Origin of the sequence: Erysipelatoclostridium sp. An15 (assembly GCF_002160675.1) — a bacterium.
In the GTDB taxonomy this organism is placed as follows: Bacteria; Bacillota_I; Bacilli_A; order Erysipelotrichales; family Coprobacillaceae; genus Thomasclavelia; species Thomasclavelia merdavium.
This window is the reverse complement of record NZ_NFLA01000063.1, coordinates 1-12972: the sequence shown is the minus strand read 5'-3', so window position 1 is coordinate 12972 and position 12972 is coordinate 1. Positions and strand designations below refer to the sequence as shown.

The window sequence follows — 12972 nt, the reverse complement described above, 5'->3', positions numbered from 1 at the left end:
AAATCTTCTAATGCTTTATATGCTCCATAGTAATCATTGAATGGTTGATGCAATAATACTAAATCAATATAATCTAATTGCATTTTCTTTAAAGATTCTTCTACTGAAGCTTTTGTTTTTTCATATCCATAATTAGTGACCCATACTTTAGTTGTAATAAACAATTCATTTCTTGGAACTGATGTTTCTTGAATTGCTTTGCCTACGGCTTCTTCGTTTCCATAAGATTGTGCAGTATCAATCAAACGATAACCAGCATCAATTGCATCTAATAATGCTTGTTTACATTGCTTGTGAGCTTTAATCTGGTATACTCCAAATCCAACTTTAGGCATTTTTACACCATTGTTTAATGTTACAAACTCCATATTTTTATCCTCCTTTTCTAGCTTTGTTGATTAGCTTTGATTATTTCTTGCAAACTAATATGTTCATTGCGATATCTTGCATTAGGATTTTTATCAGAGATACTTGTAATAATTGCTTTTTGTGGACAGTTATGAGCACATGCTAAACAAAATTCACAAACTTCACTATGTCTTTTAGCTTTTCCATTTTCAACATAAAAATTAGCAATTGGACAAACCCGCACACAAATTCCACAACCAACGCATTTGTCAGTTACTTTAATTTGTTCTCCATTAATCAAACTTGGATTTTCAGCAAAAATTTTAGCTGCTCTTTGATGGAAATCACGACTTTCTTGACTGGCAACTGGAATTTCTTTCTTTCTAGCTTTTAAGTCTGCTAATACTTTTTTAATTTGTTTATCTACTTGTTTGTCCATTGCCATTTGATCATTCATATCAAATGAAGGTAGATAATTATCAACCATTAAAATTGAGTTAATATAATCAACATGTAAACCAAATTCTTTACATAAATTATTTATATACTCTGGAGCATCGCTATCATCTTTACCATAAGTTAAGATCATATAAAAATAATCTGTTTTAAATTGTGCTTTTTTCAAAAAGTTTAAAACCATTTTTGGTGGTTCTCCAGCATAAACTGGCCAAACGACACCTATTGTCTCATCTTCAAATACTAAATTTTCTTGATTAATTACCTGAGGGATACTAATTGGCTCTTGATCAAATTGTTTAGCAACATATAAACTATTTCCCGTCGCTGTAAAATAAAATAACATTCTTTTTCCTCCTAATTATTAAATTTTTAACCTAATAGATTAATATCACTTTTGTTACTTTAATTTTATAAAAGCCAATAAAAAAAGTACAATATCGATTTGACATTGTACTATTAATTAGACGCATAGTAAAAGCTGTTTACTTCCCAATTACATCATTAAATAAATGACTGAAGTCATGTTTAATAATATCAACACAAGTAAAAACGTCATCTTCAAATTCATACTTATAGATAGCGCAATTACCGATTCCAGCTTTATATTCAACTTTGCTAGTTGCTAACCACTTGCGCATAAAGCTTCCACATACTGCTCCATGACTTGCAACTAAGACAACATGATGATTTTCTTTTTGCATTATTTCTAATAACGCTTGAGAAATTCGATCTTGGAATTCTTGTTCACCTTCACCACCAAATTGAACAAAGAAATCACCGTATGGGAATTTAGGATTCAAAAACTCGTCTTTTCCTTCAAATGAACCAAAATTCCATTCTTTTAATTTTTTTGATCTAGTATAAGGCATTTTACCATCAGTAACAATTTCTAAAGTATCACTTGCCCTTTCTGAAGTTGAAGAATAAGCATGATCAAAAGTGATATTATTATCTTTAAAATATTTACCAGCAATTTTTGCTTGTTCAATACCTAATTGTGTTAACGGTGCATCACACCATCCTTGAATCTTATGTTGCAAATTAAACAAAGTCTGTCCATGTCGCATTAAATATAAAGTTTTTTTCATTATTTTACACTCCTATTAAATTAATAAGCCATCATGTATCCAAAATTGACCGCATCCTACTATATCATAGCACAAATTAAATATTTTTTTAATTTGATAGCTAATTTTATTACTTAAAAGTACTAACAAACAAATATCTACTATCACTAAGTCTTGACTAAATAAATTGATAATTTTATACTACTTTTATTAAAGAAATCGAAAAATAACATTTAATATAGTCATTATATTAAGGAGGTTAATATGAAAACATTAAAAGATTTACCAATTGGTAAAACAGCAACAATTGTTTCCGTTGATGGTAATCAAGATTTACGTCAACATTTATTAGATATGGGATTAATTCCTGGTAGTGAAATAACAATGGTTAAACATGCTCCAATGGGTGATCCAATCGAAGTTAGAATCCATAGTTATGAATTAACATTACGAAACGACGATGCTAATAAAATTACTATTGAAAATATCCATGATAAACAATCAAGGCCTAAACAGCCTAAAAATATAAAACAAATCTTTCATCCTGGACTTGGAGAAGATGGCAAATATCATCTTAAAAGTGAAGAAAATCCTTTAGATGAAAATGAATTATTAACTTTTGCATTAGCTGGAAATCAAAACTGTGGGAAAACTACTCTTTTTAATCAATTAACTGGTTCTTCACAACATGTTGGTAACTTTCCTGGAGTAACAGTTGATCGTAAAGATGGTAAAATAAAAGGTTATAAAAATACTTTAGTAACTGATTTGCCAGGTATTTATTCTCTATCACCTTATTCAAGTGAAGAAATTGTTACTAGACGTTTTATTTTAGAAGAACATCCTAAATGTATCATTAATATTGTAGATGCTACTAATATTGAGCGAAATCTTTATCTTACAATGCAATTAATGGAATTAGATATTCCTATGGTTTTAGCATTAAATATGATGGATGAAGTTCATGAAAACGGTGGTTCCATTCTTGTTAATGAAATGGAAGAGATGCTTGGAATACCTGTAGTTCCAATTTCGGCGGCAAAAAATGAAGGGATTCAAGAATTAATCGATCATGCAATTCATATTGCAAAATACCAGGAACGTCCTTGTCGTCAAGATTTTTGTGATGTTGATGACCACGGCGGTGCCGTTCACCGTTGTTTACATGCAATCATGCATTTAATTGAAGACCATGCAAAAAAAGCAAATATTCCTCTTCGTTTTGCTGCTAGTAAATTAGCTGAAGGAGATCCACTAGTTTTAGAACAATTAAAACTAGACCAAAATGAAAAAGAAATGCTTGAACATATCGTTACCCAAATGGAATCTGAACGTGGTTTAGATCGTTTAGCAGCTATTGCCGATATGCGTTTCCATTATATTTTTAATGTTTGCGATAATACAGTTATCAAGCCAAAAGAAAGCAAAGAACATCTACGCAGTATGAAAATCGATCAAATTCTAACTGGTAAATATACTGCAATTCCAGCTTTTATTGTCATAATGGCTTTAGTTTTCTGGTTAACTTTTAACGTTATTGGAGCTGGTCTATCAACCTTGTTAGAAATGGGAATTGGTTATTTAACAGAGCTAACTAGCACTGCTTTAATCAACGCCAATGTAAATGAAGTTTTACATTCACTAATTATCGACGGTATCTTTAATGGTGTCGGTAGTGTTCTTAGCTTTTTACCAACAATTGTTACCCTATTCTTTTTCTTATCATTACTAGAAGATAGTGGCTATATGGCTAGAATTGCCTTTGTCATGGATAAATTGTTAAGAAAGTTAGGATTATCTGGACGAAGTATCGTTCCTATGTTGATTGGTTTTGGCTGTACTGTTCCTGGGGTTATGGCAAGTAGAACTCTTCCTTCTAAAAGAGATCGTATAATGACAATTTTATTAACACCATTTATGAGCTGTTCTGCAAAACTGCCAATATATGCTTTTTTCACAGCGGCATTTTTCCCAAAACATGGAGCTATATTTATGATTGGTCTTTATTTTATCGGAATACTGGTTGGTATTTTAGTAGCTCTTTTAATGCGAGAAACTTTATTTAAAGGTGAAGCGGTCCCATTTGTAATGGAATTACCAAACTATCGCTTACCTAGTGCTAAAAACGTAGCACAGTTATTATGGGAAAAAGCTAAAGATTTTTTACAAAGGGCTTTTACAATTATCTTTATCGCTACAATTGTAATCTGGTTCTTACAAACATTTGACACTAAATTAAATCTTGTCACTAATTCACAAGATAGTATCTTAGCAATGGTTGCTAGCTGGATTACCCCTATCTTTGCCCCACTAGGATTTGGTGATTGGCGTATTTCTACAGCTTTAATTACTGGTTTTATGGCTAAAGAAAGTGTTGTTTCAACTATTTCTATTTTATTTAAATCTACAGCTAATTTAGTAAGTGCACTATCACCGCTTGCAGCACTAAGTTTATTAATTTTCTGTCTGCTTTATACACCATGTGTAGCTGCTATTGCTTCAATTAAAAGAGAGCTTGGCGGTAAATGGGCTATATTAGTTGTCTTTGGTCAGTGTTTAATTGCCTGGGTTGCTGCATTTTTAGTATATACTATTGGTATAATAATATTATAAAACAAAGAATTGAAGTGTTTTCAACTTTTGAAGTTCACTTCAATTTTTTTCTATTCAATTTATTATCAACTGATTTTTGTGATACAATTAAACCAATAAATAAAGGAGATATGATAAATATGAAAATTGTATTATTAGAAGACTTAGGTGTTTCAAAACAAATTATTGATCAACATAGTGAAAAACTAAAATCAATGGGTCACACCTTTATAGCTTATCAAAAAAGTAATGATATAAATATTTTAATTGAGCGCTGTCAAGACTCTGATATATTAATGCTTGCAAATATGCCATTAGATAAACAAGTAATTGAAAGTGCTCCTAAATTAAAATATATTGATGTTGCCTTTACCGGCGTTGATCATTTACCAATGGATGTTATAAAAAATAAAAATATTGCTGTAAGCAATGCTTCCGGGTATGCTACTCAAGCTGTCAGTGAATTATGTATTAGTTTTATGATTCAACTATTAAGACATGTTCGTGAAGTTGAACAAAGATGTCGTCAAGCTGGTACTAAAGACGGTCTTATTGGTAATCTTTTAAACAATAAAACTGTAGGTATTATTGGTGCTGGTGCGATTGGTAAAAAAACAGCCCAGCTTTGTAAAGCTTTTGGCTGTCATGTAATAGCTTATAGTCGCAGTCAAGTTAACGATCCATACATTGATAAACAAGTATCTTTACAAACCTTGTTACAACAATCAGATATTGTTTCTTTACACTGCCCTTTAACACCAGAAACTACAGGAATGATTGGTGAAAATGAATTAAAATTAATGAAAAAACAAGCTATTTTAATCAATACAGCTCGTGGTGGTGTAATCGATAGTCTTGCGCTAGCTGAAGCTTTAAAAAATAAAACTATCGCTGGAGCAGCTTGTGATGTTTTTGAAAATGAACCACCATTGACTAAAGAGCATCCTTTACTAAACTGTCCTAATATTATTGTTACTCCTCATATTGCTTTTGCTTCAAAAGAATCAATGATTCAAAGAGCTGATATAGTTTTTGATAATCTTTATGCCTGGTTAAAAGGACAACATATAAATAAAGTCTAAAAATCGATCTAAAAAATCGATTTTTTATTTTAAAATCTATTTTAATAAAAATTATCACAAAATAACTATGACAATATAAATATCTTACTTTTTCATTAAAAATTTTCCTTAAATGTGGTACATTAAAATCAAGGAGTGATAAAATGAAACTCATTGTCGATAAACAAATTATAAACATTAACCAGGCAACAACATTAGAGCAAATTGCAAAAGAATATTTTATAAATCAAAAAATATATGCAGGAATTGTTAATGGTAAATTAAAGCCACTACAAGAAATAATTGATAAGGATACTACTATAGAATGGGTATTAGCTTCTAGTATAACGGGTAAACAAATCTATGAACGCACTTTAACTTTTTTATTTATTGTTGCTACTAAGCAGTTATTTAATGACGCTAAAATTACTGTTGAATTTACTTTTCAAGATGGACTTTATTGTACAATTGAAAAAGAAAATCATTTAACCCCTAAAGATGTTGAGAAAATTAAACTGCAAATGCAAAAACTAGTTACAAAAAAATCTAAAATTACTCATTGCAGTTTACCAAAAGAAGAAGCTATTAATTTTTTTAAACAACATGGATTAGAAGATAAAGCTGAATTATTACACTATCGAAAAAAAGAAAACTGTAGTGTCTATACATTAGAAGGATTTAGTGATTATTTTTATGGTTTTATGCTTCCTGATACTTCTTATTTAAATCATTTTTCTTTACAATTTTTTGCTCCCGGCATTCGTTTAGGTCAATATGATGTTCAACTAGAATATTCTAAACTTTTTACAATAATGAAAGAGTATGAAGATTGGGGTCAATTAATTGGTGTTCCTACTGTCGCTAAACTAAATGAAAAAATTGTTCAAGGTAATATAAATGAATTAATGTTAATGTCTGAAGCAATGATTGAAAAAAAATTAGCTGAACTTGCCTATAATATTGTTCAAAGAAAAGATACTGTCAAAATAATATTAATAGCGGGACCAAGTTCGGCTGGGAAAACGACGTTTTCTAAACGTCTAGGTATCCATTTAAAAATATTAGGTATGCAACCTGTTACATTATCGATGGACGATTTTTATTTAAATCGCAAAGATACTCCCAAATTACCTAATGGCAGCTATGATTATGAAAATATTGAGGCAGTTGATTTAAAATTATTTAATGAAACCATGTTAAAATTAATCTATCATGAACCAGTATGCTTGCCTCGTTATAATTTTAAAACTGGATTAAGAGAATATAATGATCAAGAAATTTTATTAAAAGAAGGCCAGATTTTAATAATTGAAGGTATTCATGGTCTAAATCCTCGAACATCTTTCTATATTCCAAATACTGCCAAAATTAAAATTTATATTAATGCTTTGACCCATTTAAATTATGATGATCATAATCGAATTGCAACCTCCGATTATCGCTTAATTCGACGTATTGTTCGTGATTTTCAATTTAGAAATTCTAGTGCTAAAGAAACAATTAGCCGTTGGCAAAATGTCAAAAATGGTGAAGATAAGTATATTTATCCATATCAAGAAGAAGCTGACTACATATTTAATACTTCGATGGTTTATGAATTAGCGATATTAAAACCAATCGCCCAAAAATTGTTATCACAAATTGGCACTGGTGAAAAAGAATATCTTGAAGCAAATCGATTAAATAAACTATTGGATTATTTTGTCAGCGCTAAAGTAGAAGTCCCTCAAGTTTCAATATTAGCTGAGTTTGTAGGAAATAGTATTTTTGAATAATATTAAAATAACCGCTGCAACAACTTGTTACAGCGGTTTTACTAATGATATTAATGTCCACCAAATACTTTAAATTCCATTGAATTTAATTTATCATCAATAACTTTAATTTCTTCTTCGCTTAATTCAACATTTCCGGCTTCAAAATTAGATTTTAATCTTTCTACTTTTCTAGAGCCAGGAATTGGGATAATAAAATCATATTTATTGATCATCCATGCAAGTGACATTTGCGCACTATTAGCGTTATGTTTAGCACCAATTTTATCAACTACTTCTAATAATTCATTAGTCTTTTTAATTCCTTCATCACTATATTGAGGCATATCAGGTCTAAAATCCTGATCACCATTTCCAAAATCTTTCTTTGATTGATAAGCACCTGTTAATGCTCCATTAGCCATTGGTGAAAAAGCAACATAAGTAATTCCTAATTCTTTACATACTGGCATTAAATTTTCATGCCATCTAGCCATCATTGAATATCTATTTTCAATAACAGTTACTGGACAAATAGCATGAGCTCTTCTTAAATACTCTTCGTTAACTTCAGAAATTCCCCAGGCACGAATCTTTCCTTCTTCAATTAATTCTTTCATAACCCCAGCAACAACTTCTGGTTCAACTTTAGGATCGATACGATGTTGATAATAAATGTCAACATAATCTGTTTGTAATCTTTTTAAAGAACCTTCTAATGATGCTCTAATTTTTTCTGGAGAACTATCTAATTCTAAGTGGTCACCTTTATGAGTTACTCCAAATTTTGTACATAAAATGACATCTTTTCTAAAATCTTTAATTGCTTCACCAACAATTTCTTCATTATAACTAATAGATCCATCAGGATATACACCTGTATAACATTCAGCAGTATCATAAAAATCATATCCAATTTCATGAGCTTTTTTCAAAATTTCTACTGCTTCATCTTTTGGTGTTGGTGTTCCACTTGCGTGTGATAACCCCATACATCCTAAACCAATTACATTAACATACATATCAGTTTTTCCTAATTGTACTTTTCTCATAATTTCCTCCACCTCAACTATTTAAACTATATTATTTATCATAATCACTTAAAGCTGATACATCAGCCCATTTATCTAATTCAGCTAATTTTGCTTCTAAAGTTGCTTTTACTGCCTTTACAGCATCACTACCTAATGATAAAATTTCAGGTTGTTCATCACCATTTACCACTTTAACAATAACTTCACCAGCTTTGTCAGGATCACCAGGTTGGGCATGTTTATTTTCAAATCGTCCTACTCTTGTTTTACCTGCAGTTTGAGCATAATCACCAATTTCAGTAGCTGATCCTTTTAATGATTCACCATCATAAAATCTTGTTCTAAAAGCACCAGGTTGAACAACCATTGCTTTAATTCCTAATGGAGCAACTTCTTTCATTAAACCATTTGTAAGTAATTCCAATGCTGCTTTTGATGAAGCATAATATCCTGAACCAATTGCTGATCTAGCAGCAGCAATTGATGTTACATTAATGATAAAACCTGATTTTTGAGCTCTCATTCCAGGTAATACAGCTTTCATTAATTCAACTGGACCAAATACATTAGTATTAAATAATGTTTGAACTGCTTCAACTTCTCCTTCTTCAATTGCTGAACGATAACCATATCCCGCATTATTTACTAATACATCAATTGTTCCAAATTTTTCATTTGCTTCTTTTACTGCATTTTTAATACTTTCATTATCACAAACATCTAATGATACCGCTAAAGCTGTATCAGGATAATCTTTAACAATATCCATAACTTTATCTTTATTTCTAGCAGTTACAACTGCTTGTTCACCACTTTTTAATACTGCCTTAGCAATACCTGCTCCAATACCACTTGAACATCCTGTAATTAACCATGTTTTCATTTTTATTCCTCCTATTTATGTCTAACTTTAATTATATTCTAGTATTTATAGTGAACTCTAAGTCAATAGATTTTTATAAAAAATTTTCAATAATAAATTGATATATGTCAGTTATATCTTGATGATATAATTTTTCAATAAATTCTTCTTTATTTTTTATGTCCGTAATAGTTTTAAATTTATTAATAACTTCATCATGAGTCATTGGATGATTAACTGATCCTGGAGCATCCTTTAAATAATACTTTTTATCATTTATGGAAATATAAATTTCATCATCGGATAATTTAGAATTCTCTTTTATAGCAATTTTATTTATAATTTCTTGTTCATCATCAGTAATAATAAAATTATTGTTTAATGGTAAATATCCATTTTTTCGATCAACTAATATATGTCCAATAATATAAGGCAATGATACAAGACCATCATACATATTTTGAGGCGAAAAGTTGGAACCCAAGTTTTTTACCCTTGAAGAAACTTCAACAATTATTTTATCAATTATTCGATAATCAATATCTATTTTTAAAAGTAATGCAATAGCACTAAATGAGATAAATCCATAAGGATATGGCTTACATGATGTATTTAATGATAATTGTCCTTTACGAGCTTTTTGTAGTGCAGGCTTAGCCGCAATCTGTTTAATTAAACCATTTTCACCTACCAAAGATGCAAAAGAACACGTCATTCCATTTTTTACAAGCATTGTTGCTATAAAACCATTTTTACAGGCAATCGCTGGAATAAAACTCCCTGCCATCGAACCATGACTGCCGCGAATTCCAGAAGCATAATTACTAGCTAAAGCTAATGCACTTTTGATTTTTTTACGATCAAATTTGTATAGATGGCTTAAAGCTGCCGCTACTGCCAAACCACCAACAATTCCACTAGTATACCATCCTGATTTACTTTCAGCCTTTTTATCAAACATCACCGTAGCTAAACAACATTCAGTTTCCATACCAATATATAAAGCATTTAAAGTTTCATTTATTGAAAGTTGCTCTTTTCTAGCAAATGCTAAAATAGCACTAATAACGATTCCACAAGGATGAGTTGTTGTTTCAAAATGGATATCATCATAAGCATAAACTGCTGATGAAAAACAATCTATCAATGCTACATCAGCTAATGAAACATTTTCTTTCCTATTAAATGGCTGATAAGTGCCTTGATGATCTTCTAATAATGTATTTATTACAACCGTAATAGCCGGATGTGATGCTCCTAAATATGTTACACCCAGATAATTTAATAATGCGTCATAAAAGAACTCAGGAATTTTTTGTAAGTCAGTTTTTTCAATAAAATCAACTAATTCTTCGCCAAATAATTCTAATTCACTCATTATAATTTCACCGGATAAATAGCAGCTAATCCACCATCAACCAATAGCTCAATACCGTTAACGTAACTAGATTCATCTGATCCTAAAAAGATAGCTGCATTAGAAATATCTTTAACATTTCCAACCCGATTAGCAGGTATAAGTGTTGCTCGATATTCCTGTAATTCTTTTTCTTTTTGGGGATCTCTTCCTAACTCTTTTCCTGCTGCATCAGTTGGAATAATTCCTGGTGCTAAAGCATTTACCCTGATTTTTCGATCTCTTAATTCATTTGTCCAGGTATGAATAAATGATTTCATTGCTGATTTTGCTGCTATATATAAACTGAAGTTTGGTAAACCTAAAGAAGCTGTTACTGAAGTATTAAGTATTATTGTTGAACCTTCTTTCATTAATGGCAAACAAACCTGAGCACAATAATATGTTCCTAAAACATTAGTATACATAACCCGATTAAACTCTTCCAATGTAACATCTTCAATAGCTATATAATTACCAACACCTGCATTAGCAATTAATATATCTAGCTTACCTTTTTCATTTTTAATTTTCTCCGCTACTTTTTCCATATCTTCTTTTTTTGTTACATCTGCAACGACATAATCAATATTTTTACCAATTGTTGAAACTGCTTCTTGCAACTTATTTTCTCTTCTACCAGTAATGTAGACATAAGCACCTTCTTCAACATATTTTTTAGCAATATCTAATCCAATACCAGTACCACCACCGGTTATTAAAGCAATTTTTCCTGATAATCTCATCTTTTTTCCTCCTTTGCTTTTTAAAAATAAATCAATAATCTATATTACTAATTTATAAATTCTTTATCTAAATTAATCCTAATACTTATAGTTAACTATAAGTCAATAACTTTTTTCTAATCAAAAACTAAAAATTATTTTATCTATAATCATTCTTCTATATTTTGATACAATAGCAATACGATATTTACATCGATATGATGTATGTGATAAACTGTTTTTGTCTTTCATTAGACATCCTCCTTTGATTTTATATTCAGCTGCCAGGCTAAATATATCTTGTCATTGGAGGTTTTTATTCTTAACGCTAAAGCTAAAATCTTACCACGTGCATAGCACGTGGCAATCACTTTGTTAATAAAAATGCGGATAATAAAACCCGCATTTTTACTTATATTTTTTAATACATCTACTATTTTCGTTGAAATCAGATATCAACTAGTAATTAATGAAAAATGATAAAAACACAATTATTTAACAAGTTCTTATGTACTACTACTATCATTTTCATTATTTTAATATATATTACAAGTAATTTGTTTCATATTAAATATATTTTTAGCTAGCAATTAGCAATTCTTGTTAATATTTTTTTCTAGGATTATCTAAATTATAAATTTTTGCAATATTATTGAAATGCTCTGCCATGTATTTATCAAAAGTAGCAGTATCATAATTCGATAAAAGCGATTGAATATTAAATTCATCAATTAAATTTATATTTAATTTTTTAATATATTTTATAATATCTGTACTTTTAGTTGTCGGTTCAATTTCAAAAATATAAGATGAATAATCTTTAGTATTAATAATAAAATCAATATGATATTTTAAGCTAGGTGTCATTGTATATCCGATAGTTCCTGAACTACCAATACGGCTACACAAAGATAATGTAATATTATCAATCGTTTTGTATTTAATAAAGAAATTATCTTCTTTTATTATACTGCTAGATTTCACTTCAATATCATCATTTCTAAAATTACAATCATATGATAATAAATCATGTACAAACGGTGCAGTTTTCTTTTTATTATTAATAAGAATTATAGAACGATATATTTTTTTCATATAGATGTTCTCCTTTCTGATTTTATAAAACAATATTAAGACTATACTAAAAAATTATATATAATTCTTAAATAAAATAACTAATCATATCTTTTATATTATTAATAATCATAAGCAAATTTAAATTATTTTCCTTATACCTGGAACTATGTTTAGATTCTTTGATTTTTTTAATATTCTTTTTATTTTTTCCAGCTGTTAATGACTACATTTATTTTCACAACAATACAAAACAAAACTCAATTTTTCTATCATTATAATTAGAAATAATGTTATCATCATCGATAGAAATAAAATTATCTTGATGTTTCTTTGGAAACTTAATATGTCTATAATAATCAAACAGTGCTTTAGCCCTTACATAAACGATACAAATAGTATTACACATAAAACCATGTATACTGAAATAGCTGCTACTATATTTACTAAATCGATTAGATTAGATAGTAAATAAGCAACAAACAATATTGTAGAAAAAATTTCCACAAAAATATTTCTTATTAAATTTTGTAAAATACCAAAGTCCTATCATATATTTTTTCATCATAACTACTTTTTAATAAAATCATTTAACTAACT

General features: G+C 29.3%; 11 protein-coding genes. 3 read left to right on the top strand and 8 right to left on the bottom strand.

The genetic code is table 11. The annotated features are described in order from the left end of the window. The 3 genes from B5E92_RS13690 to B5E92_RS13680 all read right to left on the bottom strand — a co-directional run. The coding region (locus tag B5E92_RS13690) for an aldo/keto reductase (RefSeq protein WP_143357594.1) at positions 1-368 on the bottom strand (368 nt) is incomplete at its 3' end. Positions 369-385: 17 nt separating this feature from the next. Beyond that, complete coding sequence (locus tag B5E92_RS13685; protein ID WP_087303143.1) at positions 386-1150, bottom strand: EFR1 family ferrodoxin; 765 nt, start codon at positions 1148-1150, stop codon at positions 386-388. A gap of 139 nt (positions 1151-1289) precedes the next feature. Further along, on the bottom strand, positions 1290-1895 hold the full coding sequence (locus tag B5E92_RS13680; RefSeq protein WP_087303141.1) for a histidine phosphatase family protein: 606 nt from the start codon (positions 1893-1895) through the stop codon (positions 1290-1292). 243 nt (positions 1896-2138) lie between these two features. Between B5E92_RS13680 and feoB the strand changes: the two genes are divergently transcribed. From feoB to B5E92_RS13665, 3 genes are all read left to right on the top strand, one after another. Further along, positions 2139-4487, top strand: a complete 2349-nt coding sequence (gene feoB, locus B5E92_RS13675) for a ferrous iron transport protein B (protein WP_087303139.1) — start codon at positions 2139-2141, stop codon at positions 4485-4487. Positions 4488-4606: 119 nt separating this feature from the next. After that, positions 4607-5548, top strand: a complete 942-nt coding sequence (locus tag B5E92_RS13670) for an NAD(P)-dependent oxidoreductase (RefSeq protein WP_087303137.1) — start codon at positions 4607-4609, stop codon at positions 5546-5548. Positions 5549-5691: 143 nt separating this feature from the next. Continuing rightward, positions 5692-7302, top strand: coding sequence for a nucleoside kinase (locus B5E92_RS13665; protein ID WP_087303135.1), 1611 nt, complete (start codon positions 5692-5694; stop codon positions 7300-7302). A gap of 50 nt (positions 7303-7352) precedes the next feature. Here the strand turns inward: B5E92_RS13665 and B5E92_RS13660 are convergent, their stop codons facing one another. From B5E92_RS13660 to B5E92_RS13635, 5 genes are all read right to left on the bottom strand, one after another. Continuing rightward, a complete protein-coding gene (locus B5E92_RS13660; RefSeq protein WP_087303133.1) occupies positions 7353-8333 on the bottom strand; it encodes an aldo/keto reductase in 981 nt (326 codons plus the stop codon). Between the two features lie 31 nt (positions 8334-8364). After that, positions 8365-9198 (bottom strand): oxidoreductase, encoded by an 834-nt coding sequence (locus B5E92_RS13655; RefSeq protein WP_087303131.1) that lies wholly within the window; start codon positions 9196-9198, stop codon positions 8365-8367. Between the two features lie 73 nt (positions 9199-9271). Beyond that, on the bottom strand, positions 9272-10555 hold the full coding sequence (locus tag B5E92_RS13650; protein ID WP_087303129.1) for an MmgE/PrpD family protein: 1284 nt from the start codon (positions 10553-10555) through the stop codon (positions 9272-9274). Beyond that, on the bottom strand, positions 10555-11319 hold the full coding sequence (locus B5E92_RS13645; RefSeq protein ID WP_087303127.1) for an SDR family NAD(P)-dependent oxidoreductase: 765 nt from the start codon (positions 11317-11319) through the stop codon (positions 10555-10557). Before B5E92_RS13645 ends, B5E92_RS13650 begins: the two co-directional genes overlap by 1 nt. 582 nt (positions 11320-11901) lie before the next feature. Continuing rightward, entirely contained in the window at positions 11902-12393 is a 492-nt protein-coding gene (locus tag B5E92_RS13635; RefSeq protein ID WP_087303125.1) for a hypothetical protein, read from the bottom strand. Between the last annotated feature and the right edge of the window lie 579 nt (positions 12394-12972).